Annotated in this window: 14 protein-coding genes and 1 other RNA gene; 3 read left to right on the top strand and 12 right to left on the bottom strand. The window is 56.3% G+C overall.

What is annotated here, in order from left to right:
* Positions 1 to 27: 27 nt before the first annotated feature.
* Both VGR81_01400 and VGR81_01395 read right to left on the bottom strand, forming a co-directional pair.
* Positions 28 to 2,421 carry a sodium-translocating pyrophosphatase gene (locus VGR81_01400; protein HEV2287588.1) on the bottom strand — a complete coding sequence of 798 codons (2,394 nt, stop codon included), beginning with the start codon at positions 2,419 to 2,421 and terminating at the stop codon, positions 28 to 30.
* A gap of 305 nt (positions 2,422 to 2,726) precedes the next feature.
* Complete coding sequence (locus VGR81_01395; protein ID HEV2287587.1) at positions 2,727 to 3,275, bottom strand: DUF2911 domain-containing protein; 549 nt, start codon at positions 3,273 to 3,275, stop codon at positions 2,727 to 2,729.
* A gap of 147 nt (positions 3,276 to 3,422) precedes the next feature.
* Between VGR81_01395 and VGR81_01390 the strand changes: the two genes are divergently transcribed.
* Positions 3,423 to 4,040, top strand: coding sequence for a VTT domain-containing protein (locus tag VGR81_01390; protein ID HEV2287586.1), 618 nt, complete (start codon positions 3,423 to 3,425; stop codon positions 4,038 to 4,040).
* A gap of 9 nt (positions 4,041 to 4,049) precedes the next feature.
* Here the strand turns inward: VGR81_01390 and VGR81_01385 are convergent, their stop codons facing one another.
* Complete coding sequence (locus VGR81_01385) at positions 4,050 to 5,066, bottom strand: metal-dependent hydrolase (protein HEV2287585.1); 1,017 nt, start codon at positions 5,064 to 5,066, stop codon at positions 4,050 to 4,052.
* A gap of 27 nt (positions 5,067 to 5,093) precedes the next feature.
* On the bottom strand, positions 5,094 to 6,104 hold the full coding sequence (locus VGR81_01380; GenBank protein ID HEV2287584.1) for a diacylglycerol kinase family protein: 1,011 nt from the start codon (positions 6,102 to 6,104) through the stop codon (positions 5,094 to 5,096).
* A gap of 525 nt (positions 6,105 to 6,629) precedes the next feature.
* On the opposite strand from VGR81_01380, the gene ligA reads away from it, so the two are divergent.
* Entirely contained in the window at positions 6,630 to 8,648 is a 2,019-nt protein-coding gene (ligA, locus tag VGR81_01375) for an NAD-dependent DNA ligase LigA (GenBank protein ID HEV2287583.1), read from the top strand.
* A gap of 51 nt (positions 8,649 to 8,699) precedes the next feature.
* Here the strand turns inward: ligA and VGR81_01370 are convergent, their stop codons facing one another.
* Complete coding sequence (locus VGR81_01370; GenBank protein HEV2287582.1) at positions 8,700 to 9,797, bottom strand: hypothetical protein; 1,098 nt, start codon at positions 9,795 to 9,797, stop codon at positions 8,700 to 8,702.
* A 527-nt stretch (positions 9,798 to 10,324) separates the two neighbouring features.
* The gene (locus VGR81_01365; GenBank protein ID HEV2287581.1) at positions 10,325 to 13,222 is read right to left on the bottom strand and encodes a protein kinase; all 2,898 of its coding nucleotides are present in this window, start codon (positions 13,220 to 13,222) and stop codon (positions 10,325 to 10,327) included.
* Between the two features lie 173 nt (positions 13,223 to 13,395).
* Here VGR81_01365 and rnpB point away from each other — a divergent pair.
* Positions 13,396 to 13,953: RNase P RNA component class A (gene rnpB / locus VGR81_01360), an RNA gene on the top strand.
* Positions 13,954 to 14,047: 94 nt separating this feature from the next.
* Here the strand turns inward: rnpB and VGR81_01355 are convergent.
* The 6 genes from VGR81_01355 to VGR81_01330 form a co-directional block, all read right to left on the bottom strand.
* Entirely contained in the window at positions 14,048 to 15,457 is a 1,410-nt protein-coding gene (locus tag VGR81_01355) for an amino acid permease (GenBank protein ID HEV2287580.1), read from the bottom strand.
* A 128-nt stretch (positions 15,458 to 15,585) separates the two neighbouring features.
* Positions 15,586 to 16,059: a GNAT family N-acetyltransferase gene (locus tag VGR81_01350; protein ID HEV2287579.1), complete on the bottom strand. Its 474-nt coding sequence runs from the start codon at positions 16,057 to 16,059 to the stop codon at positions 15,586 to 15,588.
* A 13-nt stretch (positions 16,060 to 16,072) separates the two neighbouring features.
* On the bottom strand, positions 16,073 to 18,754 hold the full coding sequence (locus VGR81_01345) for a M1 family aminopeptidase (protein HEV2287578.1): 2,682 nt from the start codon (positions 18,752 to 18,754) through the stop codon (positions 16,073 to 16,075).
* Positions 18,755 to 19,049: 295 nt separating this feature from the next.
* Positions 19,050 to 21,119 carry a S9 family peptidase gene (locus VGR81_01340; protein ID HEV2287577.1) on the bottom strand — a complete coding sequence of 690 codons (2,070 nt, stop codon included), beginning with the start codon at positions 21,117 to 21,119 and terminating at the stop codon, positions 19,050 to 19,052.
* Between the two features lie 160 nt (positions 21,120 to 21,279).
* Positions 21,280 to 22,374, bottom strand: coding sequence for a peptidyl-alpha-hydroxyglycine alpha-amidating lyase family protein (locus VGR81_01335; GenBank protein HEV2287576.1), 1,095 nt, complete (start codon positions 22,372 to 22,374; stop codon positions 21,280 to 21,282).
* Between the two features lie 74 nt (positions 22,375 to 22,448).
* Positions 22,449 to 25,607, bottom strand: a complete 3,159-nt coding sequence (locus VGR81_01330) for a carboxypeptidase-like regulatory domain-containing protein (protein ID HEV2287575.1) — start codon at positions 25,605 to 25,607, stop codon at positions 22,449 to 22,451.
* Between the last annotated feature and the right edge of the window lie 45 nt (positions 25,608 to 25,652).

The following is a 25,652-nucleotide window of genomic DNA, read 5'->3' as shown; positions in this document are numbered from 1 at the left end:
AAATGCAGTCTGTTCCGCTCTCGGTTTCTATGCCTCTTTGCCGGATCGAATTCGCATCCCGTAAAACGACCGGTAAACGAAGAAGAACGAAATCGCAAAGAATATCGCAGCGAGAATCCTCGTAAACGTCGCACCGCCGAACTGGTTCGTCAGTTGCACAGCCAGCTCGACCGCCAGCAGCCCAAACAAAGTCGTGAACTTGATGACTGGGTTCAGTGCCACGGAAGAAGTGTCCTTGAAGGGATCGCCCACCGTATCGCCGACGATGGACGCATCATGCAGCGGCGTGCCCTTCAGCTTCAACTCCACTTCCACGATTTTCTTGGCGTTGTCCCAGGCTCCGCCCGCGTTGGCCATGAACATCGCCTGATACAACCCAAACATCGCGATGGAAATCAGGTAGCCAACGAAGAAAAACGGCTCGATGAATGCGAACGACAGCGCCGCAAAAAACACCGCGATAAAAATATTCAGCATTCCGCGTTGCGCGTATTGCGTGCAGATCTCCACGACCTTCTTGCTGTCCGAAACGGACGCTGCTTGTGCGTTTTCCAGGTTGATATTTGCCTTGATGAACTCGACCGCGCGATGCGCGCCTGTCGTCACCGCCTGCGTCGAAGCGCCCGTAAACCAGTAAATCATCGCCCCGCCGCATACGATTCCGAGGAGGAAAGGAGCATGCAGCAGCGAAAGCTTATCGACGTTTGTCGTGAGCTGATTCGTGAGGTCCATGATGATGGAAAAAATCATGGTCGTCGCGCCCACCACAGCCGTGCCGATTAACACCGGTTTTGCCGTCGCTTTGAACGTGTTGCCTGCACCGTCGTTCGCTTCGAGCATTTCTTTGGCCCGCTCGAAGTTTGCGTCGATCTGATAAGTGTTTTTCAGCTCCTGTTTGGCGTTGGGGATCTGCTCAATCAGCGAAAGCTCGTAAATAGACTGCGCGTTGTCCGTCACCGGTCCATATGAGTCAACCGCAATCGTCACCGGGCCCATTCCCAGGAATCCGAAGGCCACGAGTCCAAATGCGAACACCGGCTCCGCCACCATCAGATTGTGCAGCCCAAGCGTGCTGATCAGGTAGCCGATCGCCATCAAAATGGCCATCGTCAGTCCGAGGTAGTACGCCGAAAAATTTCCCGCGACGAATCCTGACAGAATATCCAGTGACGCGCCGCCCGCCTGCGCCGAACTGACCACTTCTTTCACGTGCCGCGATTCCGTGGATGTAAATACCTTCACAAGTTCCGGAATAATCGCTCCGGCCAGCGTCCCGCACGAAATGATGACCGATAGCTTCCACCACTGTGAAGGATCGCCGCCGATGTCCGGGATGATGAAATACGAAATAATGAACGTCAGCGCGATGGACACGATCGATGTGATCCATACCAGCGATGTCAGCGGCGATTCGAAATTCATGTGCGTCGCATTGCCGTACCGCGCTTTCGCCATCGTGTCATTCACAAAGTACGCCACTGCGCTCGCCACCAGCATCGCCACGCGAATCACGAATATCCACACCAGCAGTTGGACTTGCACAACCGGATTGCTCACGCCCAGTAGAATGAACGCGATCAGCGCCACGCCCGTCACGCCATAAGTCTCAAATCCATCCGCGCTCGGCCCCACCGAATCGCCCGCATTGTCGCCCGTGCAATCGGCAATCACGCCTGGGTTGCGTGCGTCGTCTTCTTTGATTTTGAAAACGATCTTCATCAAGTCCGCGCCGATGTCCGCAATCTTCGTGAAAATTCCGCCCGCGATGCGCAGTGCCGCCGCGCCCAGCGATTCGCCGATCGCAAATCCGATAAAGCACGGCCCCGAGTAGCTGCCCGGCACGAACAGCAAAATAATGAGCATCATCAGCAACTCGACGCTCACTAGCATCATCCCGATGCTCATCCCTGCGCTCAGCGGAATGCGGTAAATCGGAAAGGGTTTCCCAGGCAGCGCCGCGAAAGCCGTCCGCGAATTCGCGAACGTATTGACGCGAATTCCAAACCACGCCACGCCGTAGCTGCCGCAAATTCCCAGCACGCTGAAGGCAAGAATAATGATCACGCTCGTCGCCGGCATGTGCCGCAACACGCCAAAGTACAAAATGATGATGACCGCGATGAACGATTCCAGCAGCAGGAGGAACTTGCCTTGTGTGATCAGATACGTTTTGCACGTCTCATAAATCAGTTCCGACATGTCCTTCATGGACTTGTGCACGGGCAAATTCTTCAGCCGGGAATACATCATCAATCCGAAAAGCAGGCCCAGAACGCAGAACAGAATCCCCCATAGCAGCAGCGTGTGCCCGTTGATTCCGAGGAATGACACCTGCGACAAATCCGGTACTTTCAAATTCGCTTCGCCCGTGCTTTCCGATGCCCCTTGGGCGTGCGCCGCCGCGGCGCTCAGCAAAGTCATCGCGCTAGCTGCGCTAATCTTTCCAATTCGGCCTCGTAGCGGCAGAATGCCTCCGAGCCAGTTACGCATCAAAATCCTCCCTGTTTAGTCTAATAATTGTGGACAATCCAGTCACACCTGTCGTCAGATCGGCCCACTCGTCCACCGATGTCTTTCGCCAAGCGATTACGACTCCTTTCAGGGAGCCTACGGAGCGAATGCAGACAGGTATCGAATCAAGTGTTTTTAGCAGGATTCCCGCCGTTCGTCAACCTGCGGTTCTCGCATGGAGACGGTGGCAACTGGATACTCGAAAGTCTTCCGCGCTACTTCTTTTCCTGAATCTCAATCGACGCTCGCGTCGTCTCCCAATCCATATTCATCGTGCAAACATTGCCCGCAGGCTCAAACGAAATCGTGAAGTCTTCCACCGGTGCGCTGAGTTGCGACACCTTCACATCGTCCGTGCGCATCAGGTCAAATTGCTCCCCAGGGTAGGGAATTCCCCAAATTTTCGTCTTCTTGCTGACGATAAACGTCCATTTGTCCGCATTGGGTATGGCGTCAATCGTATAATTTCCCGCCGCGACCTCTTTTCCTCCCACCACGACATTCACCGTCGGCACAAACGTCGTCGCTTCATTCGCTCCCACGCGCCACACTTTGCCCCACGGAACAAGCCCGCCGTAAATCTTCCGCCCTTTCATTCGCGGGCTGGAATAATCGGTCGTTATCGTGTTGCCATCGGCAAACTTGCACTGCGCTTGCGCCGGTGGGCTTGGCCGCTTGCTCTTGTCCTGCTGCGCATAGCCATTCATGGCAAAGACCGCGAGCCCCACAACCAGCGCTCCAAACATTGCAATTCTGGCTTTCATCAGTATCCTCCTCAGTGAAAAATTGCATCGCCAGTATAACTCAGTTCCTCGCACGGGCGCCGTTCCAACAGAATCGGCCAGTCCGCACCGCGCGTCTGGCATCAACTCTGTTACAATGCGCGCTTCGCATTTAATGCACAGCGCAAAATGAACATCATCTCCTCGCCTGCTCCCAAAATTCCCGGCTGGCTCGCGCGCATCGTCACCTTACTCGGCGGCGCAGGGCTTTTCGTTGTTGCGTTCCTGGATTCGTCCGTTCTTTCTTTTCCCTTTGTCACCGATCTGCTCTTCATGGAGTTCGTCATCCGGCGTCCCGCCCGCATTCTTTATTACGTCGCTGCGGCCACAATTGGATCTCTCGCGGGGTGTATCTGGTTGTATTTGCTGGCCAAGAAGGGCGGCGAAGCCTACCGCCGCCGTCGCGGCGAGAAACCCGACGGTCGCATTCGCCGCTGGGTCGCGCGTCACTCATTCCTGAGCGTCTTCGTGCCGTCGCTTTTGCCCCCTCCCGCGCCTTTCAAAGCCTTCGTTATCGCCGAAGGTATCGCCGAAGTTCCCCTGCGCACGTTCGTTCTCGGTCTTCTCGCGGGACGCAGCTTGCGTTATGGCGTGGAGGGCGTCTTTGCTTTTGAATTCGGTCAGCGCGTCGAAAGCTTCATGTTGCAGAACAAACTTGTCACTGTTGGCGCGTCAATCGTCTCGATCGTTCTGATTTACATCGTCGTGCGTTCGCTGCATTCGCCGGCTTCTTCCAACGAACCTTGAGCGCTCGCTTCACCTTGAGCGGCGGCCGCTTTCCCTCGCAAATCGCATTCTTTCGTAGCGCACGTTGCGTCCATTGTCGAGGTCAATCACCGCAATCAAGTCGTCCGGCGTGCTCGCACCCTCGGGAAAACGCATATCTTGCAGCGTGACTCGATACCCATCCCCGAGGTCCTCCTCCTCCGCCACAGGAAACTGCGCATAGCGCAGAAACTCTCTGGCCAGCGGAGCGCTTCGTGCCGCTTCCAGCACTGGCGAATTCCGCGGCTTGTAGTGCGTGAGGCTCGACATGGCATCGAAAGTAGCCCCCGGCCCGAAGGGCACGTTTACCTCTTCAATGGTGTTCTCCGTGTCCACCACGCCGCGCCACGTGAGCGGCGAATCCGTGTCCGGAAAGGCGCCTGCCACCATGGCCATCGCTCCGTGATAGTCATTCGCCAGCAGCATCTGCACCGCGCGATAGTGCAAGTCTGCCCGCCAGCCGATGTACAGCGCCATCAGCACGAGAGCTGCAACTGCTCCTCGTGATGGCCCCGGCTTTTTTTTCTTCTCGCCAATTTCCTCGCTCACCAGCCGCAGCAGTCCCGGCACCAGCAGTCCCGCCAGCAGAATTGCCAGAATCCACGGATCCATTCCGGTGAGTAAATCCCACGCAAACCAGCGGCCGCTGAATGGCCAGAGCAACTGCACGCCGTCTGACGTCGCCAAATCGAGCAGTAGGTGTCCTGCCGCGCCAATCGCGCAGAGCAATAGGACGCGTTCGAATTTTAGTGGGGTTTTTGCATATTTTTTCGTCGCCCAGCAAATAATCAGCGCAAGAATCAGGGCAAGAATCGCGCTTCCCGCAATCGAATGCAGCACGGTGCTGTGATAATGAAAGTAAACGCCCGCACCGCCCAGGTAGCTCAGCCAGTCGAGGTCCGCCGCCGTGCCGGAAATGACCAGAATGGCCATTGCCATCCGGCTGATGCGGCTCAGTCCCGCCCGATCCAGCGCAACGGACGCCAGAGCATGTGTGAAAGGGTCCAAATCTTTTATCCAGCGCGGCTAGAGCATCTATCGTTGCGCGCCAGCCGCCGGTAATACCAGAGTCAGAGCGTTCGGCACAATGCGAAATTCCAGCGGCAGCGCGCTTGCTGCTTCGCCGTCTACCTGCGCGAAAATTCTGTCGCCGTTCACGGCTTCGCAACGAATTCGCCGCGTCTTCCACACGTGGATCCCCGGTACCCGGTGGAGAAGCCCCAGCCAAATAGCCGGCAAGCAAAGCAGCACCGTCAGTCGGTTGCGTCCACTGTAGGCCACGATTTCAAATGCATCCTCGAACAGGCTCGCTCCCGTCGTAATTCGAAACGGCCCGCCATAATATTTCGTTCGCCCCACGACGAGCAGACTCCCTGTCATTTCCTTCTCGTTCGTCGCGATTCGAAACTGCGGGAATCCGTAAGTGAAATATTGCCGGAATCCCTGTTTCCAGTACTCGAGAATGCCCACTCGCGATTTGCTTTCTGTATCGATCGCCTGCACAATCGCTCCATCCGGCCCCGCTCCGCCGACGCACAAAAAATATCTCTGCGCAGGCCCGCTCGAACCTTCCAGGGCTGTATGGTTTCCGTTTGGCCAAATGATTTCTCCCAGCGCGATTCTCGCCAGCTTACCGCCCGAAATTAATCGCGCCGCCGCAGGAATATTCCACGGAATGCCGATTTCTTTGGCCAGGATGTTTGCAGTCCCGGCGGGCAGCACCGCCAGCGGCACATCACTCCCCGCCAGCCCGTTAATCACCTCATTGATCGTCCCGTCGCCGCCGCACGCAATCACCATCTGCAGCCCCGTTTTCACGGCATCGCGCGCTAGCTCCGTCGCCGCGCCAGCTTGCTGCGTGGGCGCCAGTTCCGCGCTCACGCCTGCGTTTTTCAGAATTCGCGCCGCGTCTTCGAGTTCTCGGAGCCGCCGTGCGCGCTGTCCTCCGCTCGTCGGGTTGTAGATGATTACGGCGTTCCGAACGCTGTCCCCAACTCGTCCTGTCCCTTGATGACTCATGTCTCCCGTTGCCTTGCTCGTTCTCAAGATCTTCTGATCCGCCACATGCCACCGCGCATTGTATAATACGCCCCGCCTTCTCTGGTGTGAGGCTTGCTCTGTTTTTTGTCCAACCACTTACCCGGACACCGACGCGTCTTACACCCAACGCCCACTGAAAATTTCTCCGCTTCGTGCTAGCCTAATTAGGCTGTAATCGAGGCTGACGGTGAAAGTGAATCTGGTGCTTGGCAAAAGAAATTCCGGTTCACGAGCCTTTCGCGCCACCGCGCCTTCGTCCACTCTATGCGCCCCCCACCTGACCTCCGCTGCGAATCCCGGTTCCAACAAAGCTCCGGCGTTCAAGGGGGGCAATTGTGAGCGATTCTCGCCGCTCCAGAGCCTTTGTCGGGGGTCTCAGGGGCTGAATTCTAATCGCCACACCGCGAAATTAGAAGTTTCCGTAACTTACACAAAACAAAGGACCAGTCATTTTCTAATCGTAAACTTTTGCGCGTTTTTCGGATTCGCACCTGTCATCTCGCGAGACAATCTCAACCCGGTGAAGCCCTGATGGCCGCCACGGCAACCATCGCCCGGGAAGTCGAAAAACTCCGTGAGCAAATTCGCAAGCACGAGTACCTCTACTACGTCCTCGACTCGCCGGAGATTTCTGACGCGCAATTCGATCGCCTCATGACCCGCCTCAAGGCCCTAGAAGCCGAGCATCCCCAATTTGCCACCCCCGACTCCCCCACGCAGCGCGTCGGCGGCGCACCTCGCGAAGGTTTTCAAACCTACCGTCATGTCCGTGCGATGATGAGCCTCGACAATGCGCTCTCGCGGGAGGCCTTGCGTGATTTTGACCGCCGCGTTCGTGAATTGACTGGCCGCGAGAAAGTTGAATACGTCGCCGAACACAAATTCGACGGGCTCAGTCTCGCGCTCATCTATGAAGATGCGGTTCTCGTTCGCGGTGTAACGCGCGGCGACGGCCAGACCGGCGAGGACGTCACCGCGAACGTGCGCACCATTCGCACCATTCCGCTAAGCCTGAAACGCGAAACACTTAAGAAGCTCGGCCTGCCTCTCGACATCGAAGTTCGCGGCGAGGCCATGATGCCGCGCGCTGCATTTGAAGAATTGAATCGCCAGCAGGATGCCGCCGGCGGCAAACGCTTCGCCAATCCGCGAAACGCTGCAGCTGGCGCCGTCCGCGTTCTCGATCCGCAGATTACCGCATCCCGCAAACTCGAATTTTTTGCGTATTACTTGCTCTCGGAAGGGCGCGTTCCTGTGAAGCGCCATTCGCAGGCTCTGGAAGATTTGACGAAGCTGCAATTCAAGGCGAGTGGGGATTTCGAAATCTGCCACGGAGTCGAAGCCGTCGAGAAATATTGCGACAAGTGGGAAGTTAAGCGCGACAAGCTGCCCTACGAAGTCGATGGCGTCGTCATCAAAGTGAACGAAATCAGTTTGCAGAATGAGCTTGGCTACACCTCGAAAGCCCCGCGCTGGGCCATCGCTTATAAATGGGCAGCGCGCCAGGCTGAAACTCTGGTCAAGACCATCGAATTCAATGTCGGCCGCACTGGCACACTCACTCCCGTTGCAATTCTTGAACCTGTGCCCATCGGTGGCGTCACCGTTAGCCGCTCCACTCTGCACAACATGGATGAAATCGAGCGCCTCAATATTCACGAAGGGGATCGGGTTCTCGTGGAGCGCGCCGGCGATGTGATCCCCCACGTCCTCAAGGTCGTGAAGCATGGCCGCGAAGAAAAGCCTGTGCGCATGCCCGAGAAATGCCCTGAATGCGGCACGCGCGTTCATCGCGTCGAAGGCGAAGTCGCGTATCGCTGTGTGAATCCGGCGTGTCCGGCGCGCCGCAAGGAATCGCTGATTCATTTTGCGGGCCGCCATGCCATGAACATCGACGGTCTCGGTGAAAAAATCGTTGATCAGCTTGTCGGCAAAGGTCTCGTCAAAGACTATGCCGATCTCTATGATCTGAAGCTCGATGAGGTTGCCGGGCTTGAGCGCATGGCCGACAAATCTGCACAGAATCTTCTTGATGAAATTGCCGCAAGCAAGAAAAATGAATTACCCAGGTTAATTTACGCTCTGGGAATCGACTTTGTCGGTGAACGCACGGCCCAACTGCTCTCTTCACATTTTGGCTCGCTCGAAAAAATCGCCGATGCCAGCGTCGAAGAACTGACGGAGGTGCCGGAGGTCGGCCCGAAAGTCGCCGCATCCGTCTCTGATTTCTTTTCAGAAAAAGCGAATCGTAGATTGATGGAGCGCCTGCGCGAAAGAGGCGTGCGCATGAAGGAAGAGCGCCGCGCGCCCGCGAGTAACCGCCTGGCAGGGAAGTCGTTCGTTTTCACCGGAACGCTCGATCGCCATCCCCGCGAAACGGCCGCCGAACTTGTTGTCGCGCACGGCGGGAAAGTCATCTCATCCGTGAGCAAGAAAACGGATTACGTCGTCGCCGGCGCCGATCCGGGATCGAAACTGGCAAAAGCCCAATCCCTCGGCGTCCCTATAATCGACGAAGCCGCATTCGAAAAACTTCTCGGCAAAAAATAAACGGCGAGCGCCGCATGGCGACGCCCGGCGTCTGAATTTGTTTCGACTGCTTCAGTCTTTTCCAAAAACGAGCGCGTGGAATGTTCCCGGCACCATCCGGAATGGCCGCGTGTGCGGCGGCGGGTTCGGGATACGCTGCACCTGAGCGGTCACGAGATAAACATTATGCGTCGTCGGATCGAGCGCCATGGTCCGCGCCCCCCGCTCCGTCTTGACGTTTTCTACCACGCTGAATTTATCCGGCGAATCTTCATGAATCACGGTGAGCGTTCCATCGCCATTCGAACTGAACGCATAGCCTGTTCCGGGATCGAAGCGCGTTGCGTCCACGCCCTGGCCAATCGGAAGCGACGCGACAACTTTTCCACTGTCCGCGTCCATCACCATCATTAGTTTATTGCGGCAACCGGAGAAAAGGCGGCGATTCTTGACGTCGATCGCCAGCCCGCTCGGCGATTCGCCGGGAGCGAGCGGCCAGCGATGCGTGATTTTCATTGTGTGCGAGTCAATTTCTATAATTTCGCTCGTCGTTTCGATGTTCGCATAGACGTGACCCTGTCCATCCGCAACGGGAAATTCGGGTCCACCGCCGAGATCGATATGGCCAACAACTTTTCCTGTTTTGGCATCGATCACCGTGGACGATTTCGAATCGCCATTCATCGTGAATACGCGCTTCGAGGCGGGGTCGTAAACTTCGCCGTCTGCGTCAGGATCTGCTGGAGCGCTTCCGATAACTTTGAGAGTGTTCAGATCGAAAATCCAAACCTTCGCGGCGCGGCCATCGGTCACAAATCCGCGATTGAATTCTGGCGCGAGCACGACTCCATGAATGCCCTGCATTCCGCCGATGTTTGCCACCAGCTCGCCGGTTTCAGCGTTCACGACGGCGACGTGGTCTCCGTGCGTGATAAACAGGCGATGCGTCGAAGGCTGATATTTCAAATAATCCCAAAAACTATCCCCCGATACGGGAATGGTTTTAATCAAGTGATAACCTGACGTTGCCGCTGCTTGCATGGGTGGCGAGACGAGGTGATTTTTTGCTGTAGTTCTTGTTGTCGAGATGAGTGTAGCTGCCAGTAAAAGGGCCGTGGTGTAAAAAGTGACGGGTCGAATCAAGGTTCGCATTCTCGAATGTTCGGTCATGCATCGCCTCCTCGGGCGCTTCCGCGAAAAATATGCTTGGAACGTGACCAAGCGTGATTTGTTGGCTTAGCCTGTATCGTTCGTATCAGAGTTCTTACCCGATTGATTGACGCATGCTCTAGAGGAAAAGTTTCAGTGAGAACCCTGAGGCGTTTCGTCTTCGCCGAGCGTTTGAATTGACAGGCTGCGAGAAAATACAGAAACGCCCATGCCCGAGATCACGTGGACGTTTTCGGGCCGCGCATATATTTTTCGGCGCCAGCTACCCGGCGCTGTCCGGCCTCAACTTGTCGGCGGACAAGGCCTGCACGGACAGTAATAGAAAGCAACGGCTTTATGGGGAATGGGGCAGGTTTTGTGGCCACAGCTGACCGCCCATCCAATTTCCATCATGTTCCTGTCCTTTTCAAGGTGAGCAGTAACATGGTATTCCAGCATGTGTTCGAGTTGTTCCTCGGTCAGTGGCATCCTGCTTTTTGCTCTGGCTGCATCTGCGCTTGACATATCTGCCTCCATGCGAAGTTTATTTAGCGGTGCTGCAAGACATCCGACGCTTGTGCTGGGGCTGTCTTTCCATTCGTACTTAGCCGCCTACGCTCCGAGCGAGCTTCCTGGAGCGGAGGCAAATCGCTATCCGCGTTGGCCCATAGTTGCAGGAACTGGTTGTAATACTTGAGAGCATCCGCATCTTTGCCTTCGTGAGCGAGAGTTCTGCCCAAGGCCAAATGGGCGAGGACCCAAGTGGCGGGTGAGTCGTCTTCGAATATCTCACCTTTGAAGTTCAAATAGTTGCTGTACGCCTGGGCCGCGCCATTCCAATCACGCCGTGCTGCCAACGCATCGCCCAAGCCAAGGTAGGCATCGTACAGCGGGAAGAAAATGGAAGCTTTGCGCTGGCTTTCAATCGAGTCCGCAACTTCATTTTGAGCTAACTTCAGGCTTCCATCCAGATTGTAATAACAGCTTTGCACGAATTCGCTGTCGTGCTCAGCGCGCAACTTTCCCAGGCCGCGCAACACTGTCTGGGCGGCAGATAGATCTTTGATGCGGACCAAAATCTCACCTGCGCGACGAAGGTCCTCCGACTGAGGATTGCGAAGAGCCTCCCGGGCCATCTGTTGGCCTTCGCTTCGTGCCCCCGCGGTGTCGCCGCGCATCAGCGCTATCTCCGCGAGCAGATAATGCCGCACTGGCATGTAGGACTCGCTCCTCATCTTTTCGTCAAGCACCAAGCCCCTGCGCAATTCCTTAGCGGCACTCCGCAGGCGACCTTGATACATCAGGATACGCGCCAGGTAGAACGACGCGAGGTTTTCGCCCGAAGGCCCTCCCTGAGAAGCCAGTAGTTCGAATTCCGTTTGCGCCTGCTGAGCATCGTCATTACCCAAATACGCCAGACCGGTTCCCCAGTGCAGCAAGGGAATATCGACGCCGTCTTTTTTGGCGTCCGCATGGGCATCGAGCGCTTCATCGAATCGGTTCAAACGATCCAAATCAAGAATCAAATTAAAATGGTCAATTGCGCTGTGAGGCGAAAGTTCGAGTGCATGCTCCTCAGCCGGAACAGCCTCCTCCAAGCGGCCCGTCCAAATGGAAGTCGCCGCCAGCCCGCTGAATCCCTGAATATCATCCGGATAGGTTTCCGTCAGCAGGCGGAATTGTTCCGCAGCTTTGTCGTAGTCCTCTTGAATTTCGAAACCATCAGCCAAAATCAAATCGCGCTCGCGATCCGTTACATGATCCAATCCCCGCTCCGCCGCTGCGAGATGCTCCAGAGCTCTGGGTTCGTTTCCGAGCGCATCGTAGGCGCGGGCAAGATAAAGATGAGCCATCGCGAAGTTGGGGTCCAATTGAACGGCGCTCTCACCGAGCGGCAAAAACCCGTTGAGATCTGTCGAGGCGTAAAGGTCAAGCCCGCGAGAATATCGTTGCAGAGCTTCGAGAGAGGGCGTGGTCACGCGGGCGAGCGGCTGACTATCATGGGAGATCTGCGCGATGGACTCGCCTGCACGTTTACGGAATTGCCTGCTCAATGCGTCAATGGAAGCATAGAGGTCCGAAACGGAATTCATGGATGCGCTCTCCACGAGCACGGGCGTGTCCTTCTGGGGATCAATCAGATACTCGGAAATTTCATACTTCTGGCCGAAATTGGAAATGGAGCCGGCGAGGACCGCGCTGCAGTTTTCCCGCAGGCATAGCTCGCGTCCGAGGGAGCGGTCTATTCGCATGGTATTGGTCTTGCTCATCAGTTGCAGCGCTTCGTGGATCTGAGATCGTGGAATCACGCGAAAATAACGCGACTGCTCCAACGATTCGCGCACCGCCTCGGTGGCAGTTTGGTCCAGAAGCGGCTGGCTGGTGTGGTTTTCAAAATCCGCGATGAGGATGGAAGCATGCTCCGTCAGCACCGGCTTTTGAACGCGGCGGTATGCAAACCACGATGCGGCGGACAGCGCCAGCACAATGGCTGCAATCCCAGCCCAAGTCTTTTTCGAGGCAAAGCCCCTTGCAAGCCGCGGAGGAGATGGCGGCAGTTCGCGGGTTATATCGAGCGATTCTTGAAGTTGCTCCAGGTCCGCGAGAATGTCCGCGGCTGTTGAGTAGCGATCGGCAGGCCGCTTTGCGAGCATGCGGGAGACAACGGCGTCAAGCGCTTGTGGCACATCGGCGTTTAACGAGCTGACCGGAGGCGGAGTGTGCTTGAGGATGCGGTTACAAATTTCGAAAAATGAGGAAGTGCGAAAAGGATGCTGCCCGGTGAGAGCCTCATAGAAAACCACGCCAAGGGAAAAAATATCCGCGCGGCTATCGGCAGGCTGCTGTTCGATGATCTCCGGCGCCATGTAGGTAACCGTGCCAATCATGCCGCCGCTTGCCAACGTATCCACCGTCGTACCCTCGGTGTCGCCGGGCAAACGACGGGCGATTCCAAAATCGAGAATCTTCACGTGGCCATTTCGAGTCAGCAGGATATTCTCCGGTTTGACGTCGCGATGCTGAATTCCGGCGCGATGTGCCGCCTCGAGACCGGCCACGCACTGCACGGCAATGGGCAAGAACTCGCGCAGGGAAATCGGTTGCTGCATTCGGTCGCGCAAGGTTTGGCCCTCGACGTATTCCATTACGATGAAAATTTCGTGTTGTTCCTCGAAGGCGTCATGAATCGCCGCAATGTGCGGGTCATTCAGCCGCGAGGCGAATACGGCTTCTTTCCACAAACGCTCGCGCGAGTTTTGATTGGTGTAGAGATTCGCGGCAAGGCGCTTGAGCGCCACAATGCGGCGCAGTTTGGTGTCGCGTGCGCGGTAAACTTCGCCCATTCCGCCGGAACCGAGCTTTGCATCTATGGCGAAGCGGCCCACAGTCTTTCCAACGAGATCCCTTTCGGCTGTGGATTTCGAGGAATGAGCAGCGTTACTCACGCTTTTCCGTTGTTTGCGCGGGGAGCGCCACGTTCGAGACGTTCTGCGCCGGACGCTCGCCAGGTCCCTAGGGTCTTTGCGACGATGGTACCCCCGGCACAGTTATCATGCAACGGGCAACATTAATGATGACAGGTTGCCTGATGATGCGCGGGCGCCTATAATTGCAGTAGCGGGCGGATCGGGTGATCGCTGGTTCAGCCGTCGAAAGATGGCTGCGCTGGAGGAAAGTCCGGACTCCGCCGTTTAGGAACGGATAGGGCGACGCGCCTGGTAACGCCAGGGGGCAGGACTCGCAAGGGTCCGGCCACGGAAAGCGCCACAGAAAGTAAACCGCCGGTGAGGATCGCGCCTCGGCGGCCGGCATGAGGCAAAACCTCTCGCTGGCCTTCTTGGGCAGCCGCACAGGCAAGGGTGAAACGGTGGGGTAAGAGCCCACCGCTCCAATGGCGACATTGGAGGCACGGCAAACCCCGCGTGGAGCAAGGCCAAATAGGAGGGAAGGGCTGGCCCGGCCCGACGAGGCTTCGAGAACTGCAAATCAGTTCGCGAGCCTCATCCTCGAGAGGCGGTTCGCCGCTTCGAAAAGGATTTACCCTCGGGTAGGCCGCATCGAGCTTTCGAGCGATCGAAGGCCCAGAGGAATGATCGCCGCGTTTTTCGTTTGTCTTCGGAGCAATTCGAAGGCGGCGCGAAACGTACAAAATCCGGCTTATAGATTCGCCCGCTAAATTAAGACTGGTATCTGGCCGCAGATGTTGTCCGCCGCTTTCCTCATTCTTTGCGCGGGACACTTATTCCAAAATTTCCGCGGAAACTCTCATTTCAGGTTTCTGCGCGATCGATCTGCTGCGTTTTCAGCGCTGCACGCTTAACGACAAAGAAATAAACCGGGACGCCGCTAGCCACGAGAGCAGTCCCCACGAGCGCCCCAATGGGCCGCTCGATAATCGTGCTGAGCACGACTCCAATGGCAGCCATGGAGAATAGAAGCGGGATCCACGGGTATCCGGGAACGTGAAACGGCCGTTCGAGTTGCGGGCGGTTGCGACGGAGAACCAGAACTCCGGCGACGGCCAAGCCATAAAAAATCCACGCGGCAAAAATCACGTCGGTGAAAAGCTGCTGATATGTGCCGGACAGCGCCAAGACGGCGGACCAGATTCCTTGCACGATCAGAGCGAGCATCGGCGTCCGGTACCGATCGTTGATCTGGCCGAAGATGCGAGGAAACGCGCTGTCGTGGGCCATTGCGTAATACACACGCGGACCGGTAAGCACCATGCCGTTTATGGAGCCCAAAATGGAGACGAGGATGAGAACGGAGATACCGTTTCTGCCAATGGGCCCCAGGATTTTTCCGACAGAATATGCTGCGACGGCGGCGCTGCCACGAATCTCGGCGGGCGAGAGCAAATGGTAGTAGCCGATATTCGCCGTCAGATAAATCAGCATAATGATGGCGGTGCCATAGAAAAGGGCACGCGGCAGATCAATTTGCGGACGCTTCATTTCACCCGCAACGAACGAAATGACATGCCAACCCTCGTAGGCGAAGAGCACTGCGACCAATGCAATACCAAATTCTGCGAAAGAAAACGCCGGAGCGCCCGGGTCCGCCAGCGCGTTGAAAAGATGAATCGGGCGCGTGCCTTTAAAGCATAGAAGGAGGATGATTCCCGCAAGGCCAGTGATTTTCGCCGTGGCAATGAGATTCTGCGTGAGTTTGCCGCCGCGGATTCCAAGGCAACTGATGAACGTGAAGATCAGGATTAGAGCGGCACTCAAAAGTTTTTCGTCAATTAATGTCAGTGGGAAAATTTGCCCGGCATACAGACTAAATCCAACCGCAAGCGCCGCGATGCTGCCGGAGTGAATCATGAAAAGCAGACCCCAAGCATAGAGAAATGCGACGAATGGGCCATACGCCTGACGCAAGTACGTGCAGAGTCCGCCGGTTCCGGGATAGATCGAGCCGAGTTCGGCCAGAGACAAAGCTCCAAAAATGGTCAAAACCCCGCCGATAATCCAGACGAGAAGAACAATGCCAAGGGAATTCAATTCCGAGGCAATGGAACTGGGAATGAGAAAAATTCCAGATCCAATCGTTGTCCCGACGACGATAGCCACGGCATCGAAAAGATTGAGTTCTTTCCGCAGGTTATGAGGGGAAGTGGACGTGCTTTTGGCTTGCTGGGAGGAGGCGACGTCTGGTGGTTGCTTGCCGGACCTCAACGCAGTCCCTGGGCCAAGCTGATTTCGCAAAATAGGACAAGATCGCTTTTCCGCAGCCTGCGGCGAAGGCGCTCGCGGCGACTCGAAAATGTTTTGCAGAAACGTGGTTGCGACATCGACCGTTTAATTCAAAGGTCTTTCGTAAACAATTCCTGAGTTTTGCACCACCCGTAGCCGTTTTTCTTGTAAAATCCGTGGGCTCGCTGGCGCTTGACGTTTGAATGCACGGAGATCACTTTGCAATCGCGACTTCGCGCCCATTCTTCGGCGGCATCCAGAAGAACCTTCCCAATACCACGAGAGCGGTACCCCTCTCCCACGACAAGGCCGCTGATCTCTACGAGCTTATTCATTTCAACGCTTCGAAAAATATACACGCCAATCCATCCTGCGATTTGACCATCGGCGAGTTCCGCGACGAAGACGGCGCAATCATCTGATCGCCGAATTTCCGCCAGCCGAGCGCGGACTTCCTTGGCAGTGGAAGGATAACCGAGCTGGCCGGAAAAATTCGCCATTCGTTGGCTATCGGCTGGGCCAGAGCGGCGAACGGTGCATCCTTCTTGCGTTGGGCCGCGGCCGAATTCATATTTCGTTTCCAAGCATATCCTCGGTTTATTGTTTGGATGTCTTTAATTCCTCAAGAACTTTGCGCGCGAGTTCGCGTCGAAATACGAGCGGGGCATCGACATCGGCCTGAATATCGGTCCGGAACTGTGTCAAGTCAAACGACGCCGCGAGGCGTTCACCGCCCATGCGCACGGGAACATAAGGATCGTCAAGCGCCGTGCGGACAAGGTTAACAAGTTCCTGCGCGTGCTCGCGTTTCATTGCGTCCTTAAACGTTGGCAAGAGCGCGAGCGCGGTCATGCGGACGCGTTCTTCCACGCCCGCACGCGATTGCGCAAGCAGTATTGAAAGAGCGCGGGGATCTTTTGTCTCCGCCAGTCCAGCGAGCGTGGCTTGCATCACGTGAACTTCCAGATGCGACGCGCTTTCAGCTTGCAGGACTTCAAATGCTTGTGCATTGCCCGATGCGCCGATAGCCTCGGCTGCTGCAGCTTCGGCTGCATAGCTATCGTCACTGTGAAGTTCGTTAACGAAGGCGTCGTAAACTGTCTTGTCCTGCGAAAAATTACCAAGCGCTTCGACGACTGCCGTGCGGACGCGGCTGTCAGGCTGGCGCAAGGCAGCGAGGAGCGCGGCTTTCGCTTGATCGGTTCGAAGATTTCCAAGGCTGGAAGCTGCGGCAGCTCGTACGGCGTAAAATTTGTCGTTGGCCAGCGTCCAAGCCAACGCTGCGACGGCGGCATCTGCATCAGCGCTCTTTTCGTTGCCGAGCTGCTGCGCTGCCCAGAGGCGGCTCATCATCGAGGGGTCTTTTTGCACCTCTGCTGCCAGCATGGCCGCCGGCTTTTCAAAGTCCACGATTTTGTCTATGAAGTCATCGGGGTCGAAGTCCACCCACTGAGGCGTAAAGTCCAGCGAAACGTCAAAAAACTCTTGCTGCTGCAAATTATCGCGAACTTGAATCTGCTTGTGTTCGCCGTTTGCGCCGTAGAAGGCAAGCTCAATGGGCATGTCGAAGACAGGCGTCTCTGCGTCCACGTGCTGAGTCTGCGCGACGCTGATCTTTTCCATTTTTTCCGCGGCGTCGTATGTCGCTTGCACACGATACGCCGGATGACCGGCCATGTAGACCCATTCGTGGAAGAACCAGCCGAGTTCCTGTCCGGTTGTGTCACGGAACGCGGAGATCAGACCCGCAGTGTCCGCAACTTGCTCGTGGTGTGCTACGAGATAGTGATGCAAAGCGCGAAAAAATAGTTCATTTTGCGACGGCTCGTGAGAGGCTGCCTCGGGGCCATCGATCAGATACCGAAGCATGTCGAGGATTGCCGCGCCCTTTTCGTGCGTTGTCGCGTCAAACATATCGAGGGGATCGTTATAGTGACGGTCCACGATCGGGCGCGAGTAATTTTCGCGGCCTTCCGTCTGCTCCGTCATTTGATCGTTGTAAATAGCGAAGCGATAGGCGTCATAGTCTTCGTGGTGCTGAGTGTAAAGTGCCTCCATGTACGTGGCAAATCCTTCATTCAGCCAGATATCCGGCCAGTCGTACCCCTGCACATAATCGCCGAACCAGTGCTGGCCGAGTTCATGGGAGACAACGTCCGTGCTCGGGTAATCCTGCTCGGCACGAGCATCGTGCAAAAGGAAATCGGTGAGCGTGGTCGCGCTAACGTTCTCCTGACCGCCGAAAACGTAATTGTGCACCATGGTTTGTGCATACTGCTCGTAGGGGTAATCGACGCCGGTAGCGCGCGAGAAAAATGCAATCATGTCCGGCGTCAGATGCAGGGAGCGACGCGTCGTGGCGTCATCAATATACGGCGGGACATAATAATCGACGGGCTTGTTTTCGTACTTATCTGAGATTTTATGCCATGGGCCAATGGCGAGCGAAGTCAAATAGGAACTGTGGGGAATGCTTTCCACCCAGTCGTAGGTCACTTGTCCGGCTGCGCGAGTGACTTTCACGAGTTTGCCATTGGAAACGACGACTTGTCCCTCGGGAACGGTCGTAATCGTTTCGCTCGTGGCCATGTCATTCGGATAATCCCAACACGGAAACCAGTATTGATTGAACTCCGGCTCGCCTTGTGAATAGACCTCGCGCGGCAAATTCGGATAGTCCCTTGTGGGATTCACAAAAAAAAGGCCGGTGCGCGGAAGGCCGTGGTAGACGATGCGCACACGCAGCGAGTCCGCAGGGTTGTATTCGCGATTGAGTGTAATCCACAGGCGCGAATCTTTACCGTCAGCGTCATAGGCGAGCCTCACGGCGGCGCCCTGCGCAGGCTCCAAGGTCACCGATTCAATCCGCAGTCCCGCACTGTTCAAATAAAATTTGTGAAAATGCTGATCGAATGGACGGAGTGTGATGACCTCGTCGCCAAAGACTTTGCCCTTCGGTTCATCAAAATGAAATGCCAATTTATAGTTCTCCACGTGGTACGTCCGGCTGGGCGCCCAATGCCAGACGTCCGGATTGCCGAAGATATGCGATTTCATCTGCCCTTGCGGAGGAGCAGCCGCGTGGGCAGTCTGTCGCGTGAATATTCCGCCGCCGATCGCCGCGGCAAGACAGAGTAAGGCCAGCATCGCCGCTCCGGCAAAGCGCCGGCGAAACGAACCCAGCGGTTCATTCGGTTGCGGCTTCCCTATGGTCTCGTTCCCACGCACGACGCTCAAAACAAAAATCACCGCAACAACATGATCGGCACGATCGATCAAGGCTCCTCCCGTAAAACTGGCACAAATGTCCGCATTAGATTCTCCGGCTACGCGTCAAGATGCATTAGCCGAAGGCTCTCTCCGCGCATGCGCCGGCCTCCACCACAATTGTGCGGGGGCCAATTCATCGTAAGGAGACTCAGACTGGAATGTCGCGCAGATTCAGACAGTGGCGAGCAGATGCGGACGAAAAGTCCCGATAGTCCTAAACTGCGCGCAAAAGCATCACTGCCGTCTTATGCCGCAAATGAAATCAGCTCGTTGGCGCAAAAAGAGTCGCTTGCCGCCGATTTTATTACTGTGCGTTGCCATTTTTAATGTATTTCGCGTACCACGCCAGATAGCGCTCGTAGCGGTCGCGCTGGAAGCTGGGCCGCTGAATGCCGTGAAACTCGTTCGGGTAAATAATGAATTCGGTGGGGATGCCCAGGCTGCGAAGCGCCTGATACATTTCCATATTGCCGATCATTGGAACGTTGGCGTCTTTATCGCCGCTGAAATAGATCGTGGGCGTCTTGATGCGATCGGCATGCAGAAACGGATACGAAATTTTCTGATAGGTGTCCCAGGCCTTCGGCTCCCAGGGCGGGCCGATTTCATTGTCGTACTGAATGATGTATTGATCCACTCCGTAAAGCGCCACGGTGAAGCCCGTGCCGGCGCCGCACGTTGCGGCTTTCAGCGTAGGATCGCTCGCGATCATGTAGTCGGTGAGTATGCAGCCGTAGCTCCAGCCGCCCACGCCGATGTGGTCTGGGTCGGCAACGCCCATCGAAATGACGCGCTGAATTCCGGCTTTCAGATCTTCGACTTCGTAGTGTCCCCAGTCGGCGAAAATCGCGCGCTGGAACTTCTGCCCTCGTCCAGAGCTGCCGCGATAATTCACGTTGAGCACGGCGTATCCACTGGCAGCAAAAATCTGGCGCTCGAAGCTGAAGTAATGTGCATCCTGTCCATTCGGGCCGCCGTGAATGCGCAGGAGCAGTGGGACTTTCGTGCCCTGGGTGTATCCCAAGGGATAGGTCAATAAGCCGTGGACTTCCGTTCCATCGGGAGACTTGTAGTTGACGTCCTCGGTCTTTGCCAGTTCGAGCTGAGAGAAGAGCGCGTCGTTTTGATGGGACAGTTGCCGAAGCGTACCGCCATCCCATGAGTAGACTTCAGTCGCTTTGTAGTCGCCGCCTGTAAGGCCAGCAAGACATCCTTTGGAATGCGAGATGCTGCCAATGACAATGGGCGGTTGGAGAAGCCGCTGGACACTGTGGTCAGCGATATTCACGGAGATCGGATATTCCGAGCGATCGTCCTCTTCATCAACGATGATCGATTTTCCATCGGTGCTGAAATAGGGTGCGGAAACGGAGCGATCAAGCTTCTCAGTGAGGACGGCCGGCTCGGCGGAGCCGTCGGAGGAGACAATGGCCAGACGGCTCATGCCATACGCGTCCCACTTCTTTTCATCGCCAAGCAAGAAAGCGATCCATTTTCCATCCGGGCTCCACGCGAGGCGCCCGCGTGTTCCGCGCGTCGCGTAGTGGGTGACTTGAGTTTCCGGCGCGCCGGGTCGTGCTTCGGCGACGAAAATCTGCGGGACAGGATCGCGATCAGGATCTGGCTCGTGATTGCTCAAGAATGCGATGCGCGCTCCGTCCGGAGACCACACGGGGCCCAATTCGTCATGCGAATTGTCCGTTGTCAGGCGTTCCATTTTCTTCGTGGCGATATCGAAGAGATAGATGTGCGTGCGCTGATCGGCGAGCACATAGCCGACGACGTCCTGCCGGAAATGATAGCGCGTGATGACGATGGGTTTGGGAGGTTGCGGCTTGCCGTTTTCTTCCTCTTGCTCGGGCTGCTGTGGATTCGGATCCTTGATCACGAGCGCAAGGCGCTTTGAATCGGGCGACCATTCGTAGGATTGCAAATGGCCTTTGGTGACATTTGTGATCTGCATTGCCTCGCCACCATCGCGATTGAGAAGCCAGACCTGGCTTCCCTTAGTTTCGCCCGGGCGTCCAGAAGTGAACGCCAAGTATTTCCCGTCGGGAGACCACCGCGGGCTGCTCTCGGACTCCTGACTCTCCGTAATCTGGCGATCGCTCGAACCGTCGGTGCTGACCATCCAGATGTGCGAACTATGTTTGTCGCCTTTTACGTCGATAGTACTCACGACGTAGGCGACTTGCTTGCCCTCAGGCGAACATTGCGGATCACGAACATCGCGCATGCGCGCGAGGTCGTCAAGGCTAAGAGGGCGCTTCTGCTGCGCGCGAGCAGGAACGCACGAGAGGATGGCAAACAGAATCAGCAAGACACCGGCGGCAAGATTTCCAGACGTGATTAATGACGGTTCTGTAGCTTTCAATTCACACCCCCAAGATTGCAGTCGTTCACTTTATACTAGGTCGCATAAGCGCGGCAGTTTTCAGGACCGCGCGCCAGTGAGCAGCCCTCTATAATACAAATCGCAAAAGTCTCAAAGTTGAATTCTCGGAGTTCCCACTCGAAGCGTCATTGAACGCACGTTATTGGTTCGGCCGAAGAATCAGTTTCTGCACACGCCAGTTGAGTATTTCCGCGACGTAAAGTTCGTTTTCGGAAGGGCACGCGATTTCATGAATCCAGCCGAATTCCTTGGGCTGTTTGCCTGATTTGCCAAACATTCCGAGAATTTTCCCGTCGAGGCTCAGCTTATAGATGCGCCCTGGAAATGCATCGGCGCTGTATAGCACCTGATGCGGGCCCGGCGTGATGCAAATGGCCCAGGGCGCGCCCGGCGCCATCGTACCGCGGGGATTCGCCGCCTTGTTTCCAATCGGGGGGCGGGCATCGGGCGGCGCCGGGGCGTCAATGGTGATTTGGCGCAGGAATTTTCCATTGCCGTCGAAGACTTGAATGCGGCGATTGCCGCGATCTGCGACGTAAACACGGCCCGCGGCGTCAACGGCAATGCTATGCGGAGTATTGAACTGGCCCGGCTTATCGCCCGGCCCGCCCCAGGACATGAGCCAGTTGCCGTCCTTGTCTACCTTCGCCACGCGTGAATTGATGTAGCCATCGCTGATGTAAGTATTGCCTGCGGCGTCCCAAGCGACGTCTGTGACTTGGCGGAAAAGCCCATCGACTGGGGGCAAAGGCGGATTCGGATGGGCGAGTGGGCCGGTGTGTTCATCGGCTGCTTCTTGTTTGCGACCAAAGACCATCACCACGCGGCCTTGCGGATCGAACTTAATAACCATGTCCGAGCCTTTATCCGTCGCCCAAATGTTGTCTTCCGAATCGATCTTTACGGTGTGCGCAAAGGACCACGCGTACAGATTGTGGCCAATCTCGCGCACGAAATTTCCATTCGCGTCGAATTCGAGCAGTTGTGCGGCCGTCGCGCCGTACGCCGGGCCAGTTGTATTGCCGCGCGAAAAGACGAACACGTGCCCCTTGGAGTTCACGGCAACGCCAGAAACCTCCCCAAGATACAAATTCGGTGGAAGCTTCAGGAAATTCGGAACTGATTCGTACTGGATTTCCGGTACGGATGTTTCTTGGGCATGGGCAAGCTGAGCAAGAAAGGGAAGTGCGAAAATAAATATCACGCAAGTCAGGGCAATCTCTGATCGTCGCATCGGAGCGCCTCCGGAAGGGCGGTTTCGGCCACCATTCGCTGTCTGCCGCCCGCAGAGTATACCCTATGCGCCGCTCACCATAGGAGCTTGAGGCCGAATTGCACTTGCCGGGCGGTAGTCGAAGTACTCGTGATCACGCCTGCCGTTGGCGACACTCCAGATGGGGTAAACACGATGGGATTCGGCGTATTGAAGTTCGCGCGATTGAGAAGGTTGAAAATTTCCGCGCGAAATTCGAGCCGTATTCGTTCGGCCACTTGCGTGTCCTTCATTGCAGAGAAATCCCAGGTTGCCAGGCCGGGTCCGGTGAGCGCATCGCGGCCAAGGTTCCCATAGAATCCGCTATTCAGCGGCGGAGCGATGAACGCCGCGGGGTTGAAATACTGGGTGACTCCTCCTTCGATCGCGTTGCCGGTAAACGCGGGATTGACGAATGGCCGCACAGGATTTCGTGTGTCGCCGTTGTTCGACGGGTTGTAGCTGAGCTGCGGAGTAAAAGGAAAGCCGCCCTGAAGCGTGATGATGCTGTTAACCGACCACCCGCTCACCATCGTACCGCGCCATCCATTCCAGTTGCCAAGCCATCGCTGCGATTGGCCAAAGGGCAGTGCGTAAGTTACGTTTCCTACGCCAACATTGCGCGCGTCGTAAGTCGCCGGTCCCCAATCGGCCCGAATGTCGTACGGATTCATCACCAGCCCAGGCGCATTGCCCGCGGCCGTGGCGTTTAGAGAATCGCCGTCATCAAGCGCCTTTGACCAGGTGTACGCGACGCGAAACGCAAGCCCTTCGCTGAAACGATGATTCATGTCCAATTGCAGTGCGTTATACGAGCTCGATCCTTCCGAATGCCAGCCCCACGAGTTTCCGAGCGCCGGATTTGCTTTTGGCGTTCCTGCGGGGATGTAAAACGTTCCGGCAGGAACAGGCTGGCCAGTCGGCAAGGTTGCGGGGCATGCGGCCGCCGGGCAAATCTTGGGGATCGGTTCGTTGGCATCCAAGCTGACGATTTCGTGATAGCCGTGCGATCCCACGTAGCCTGCGCTCACGGACGTATTAGCTCCCAAGGCCTGCTCGATTCGCAGTGAGTACGAAACCAGCGTCGGCGTGTTCAAATCCGGCTGAACTCCGCCGGGGAGAATTTTAGTTCCTGCCGGTACGGGCGCGCTCGGTGTAAGAGGGAACTGCGATACTGGCAACGCGACGCTATAGGTCGGATTAAAGGGCGCGTTTTGATCCATGCGATAGCCGAGTGCGTCCTGCAGGTCGTTATACATCCCAAATCCCGCTCGGATCACTGTTTTCGAACTGAACGGGCTCCATGCCATGCCGATGCGCGGTTGGAAGAGATGCGTGGCGTTGTTTGTCGTGAACGCCGAATCTCCGATCCGTGGCTGCGTTTGCATCACGCCGTTGGTGAAGACAAATGTCGACGCTCGGCCGGATGCCTCGTTCCAGCCGGTGGTGAATTCGTCGCGCAGCCCGAGAGAAAGCGTAAGTTCTGAGTTCACGCGGATTATGTCTTCCGCATAAAACGCTCCGAGAAGTGTCCGCCATCCGAGCGGCGTAGATGTGGGGTCAAAGAGAAAATTGGCGTTGCCTTGCAAGAAACCCTGCAAACCGGTGAATGTCGCCTGACCGTATTGGCTCAACGCTAGATTCTCGTTTGATTGTAAGCGTTGAAATGATGCGCCAAAGGAGAATTGATGCCGTCCCTTGGTGAAGGAAACCTGATCTTCGTAAGTAAAGATATTTCGATTGACGTCCAGATTGCTGCCATTGTTGCTGCCGGCAAGGCTGAGCTGGGCTGCGGGATTCGAGGCCGCACTGCCTCCCACAACCACCGCGCCGACAGGATCGCCGGTCAAAAATGTGGGTACGCTTGCGGCCAAGGTGCCTGGCGTGGGCTCACCAGTGTAAAAATAGCTGGCGCGGGAGAAGCCGAAGCGGGCTGTATTGATCAAGTTCGAATTGAACACGTGCGTTTCTTCGAAGCTCAAAACCTGCTCGCGCAAGCTTTCGATATCCGTGCTGAAGGGGTTGCTCGTCGGAGTCGTATCCGCGCTATCGTCGATCGTGTAGACGCCGCTCAGAGAATCGGTCTCCGAAAAAATATGGTCGAGACGTGTGGTTCCAAAATCTTGGCGAATTGTCTGCAGGGGATTGCTGAAGGTCTCGGCAATGCCCCCAAAGTCCGGAGCCGTCGAGCTTTGCGCGGGCCAGAGGTTAAACAGAGGCGCTACTCCCGGCGCAACGCCGACGTCGTATAGCCCGTTGCCGGGGCATGGGTTGGGCGCTGGCGTCACAAGCGCACATGGCAACATGCCATTCCGCGCATTCGTGTCGGGGACGAGGGTCACGTTCGTCTCATGCAAGTGCTGCCGAAAGCCCTCGTAATTCGAGAAAACGAACGTCTTATTCGTTTTGATTGGACCTCCCAGAGAGGCGCCAAACTGGTTGCGCTGGAACAGGGGCGGGGTCCCTCCGTGATCGAAGTAATTCGCTGCATCCAGGGCATTATTGCGGAAAAATTCATATGTGGAACCGTGCCGTGCATTCGTGCCGGATTGCGTGACCATCACCACCTGCGCTCCGGGGCGTTTGCCGTACTCTGCGCCGTAGGAATCACGCAGGACGTTAAATTCTCTCACCGCGTCCACGCCGAGCAGCAAGCCACTGGTCCCACCGGGCTGCATATTATTTTCCGCAGCGCCAGTAAACTCGATTCCGTTCAATAAAAACAAATTCTGCTGCGGACGATTCCCGGAGACAGAGAACATATTTCCGACTGTGGAATTTGATACTCCTACGCCGCCCGTTTTCTCCCACGTAAAATTCACCACCCCCGGATCGAGTGTCATCAATTCATCGTAGCTGCGGCCGTTGAGCGGAAGAACTTTCACTTGGCGCTCACCCACCAGACCGGAAATGTCCGCGGTCGTAACGGCCACGGCCGGCGGCTCTCCATTGACTGTGACTTGCTGGCTTACCTCGCCGACATTCAAGCGAAAGTTGATCGTCGCGTCTTGTCCCACAACAAGGTGAATTTCCTTTCGAATTTCTCTTTCGAATCCAGCCTTGGAAGACTGGACTTCATACACGCCGACCGGCAGGGCCGATAACTGAAACCTGCCGGTGCTGTCCGTCTCTGCCGTGCGAACTTCGCCAGTTTCCAAATTTGTCGCCGTCACAGCCGCATGTGCAACCACAGCCCCGGTTTGGTCGATTACCATTCCAGAGATTTGTGCGCCTGTTTGTGCGAAACCGCGCGGCCCCCA

Source organism: Candidatus Acidiferrales bacterium, from assembly GCA_035934015.1.
Taxonomy (GTDB): Bacteria; Acidobacteriota; Terriglobia; order Acidiferrales; family UBA7541; genus DAHUXN01.
The sequence above is the reverse complement of the archived record's forward strand: the minus strand, read 5'-3'. Positions and strand labels throughout refer to the sequence as shown.

Coding starts and splice junctions, on each gene's coding strand:
- ligA (HEV2287583.1), top strand. CDS start 6,630: ATGGCCGCCACGGCAACCATCGCCCGGGAAGTCGAAAAACTCCGTGAG.
- VGR81_01400 (HEV2287588.1), bottom strand. CDS start 2,421: ATGACTTTGCTGAGCGCCGCGGCGGCGCACGCCCAAGGGGCATCGGAA.
- VGR81_01335 (HEV2287576.1), bottom strand. CDS start 22,374: ATGCGACGATCAGAGATTGCCCTGACTTGCGTGATATTTATTTTCGCA.
- VGR81_01390 (HEV2287586.1), top strand. CDS start 3,423: ATGAACATCATCTCCTCGCCTGCTCCCAAAATTCCCGGCTGGCTCGCG.
- VGR81_01330 (HEV2287575.1), bottom strand. CDS start 25,607: ATGGTAATCGACCAAACCGGGGCTGTGGTTGCACATGCGGCTGTGACG.
- VGR81_01370 (HEV2287582.1), bottom strand. CDS start 9,797: ATGACCGAACATTCGAGAATGCGAACCTTGATTCGACCCGTCACTTTT.
- VGR81_01395 (HEV2287587.1), bottom strand. CDS start 3,275: ATGAAAGCCAGAATTGCAATGTTTGGAGCGCTGGTTGTGGGGCTCGCG.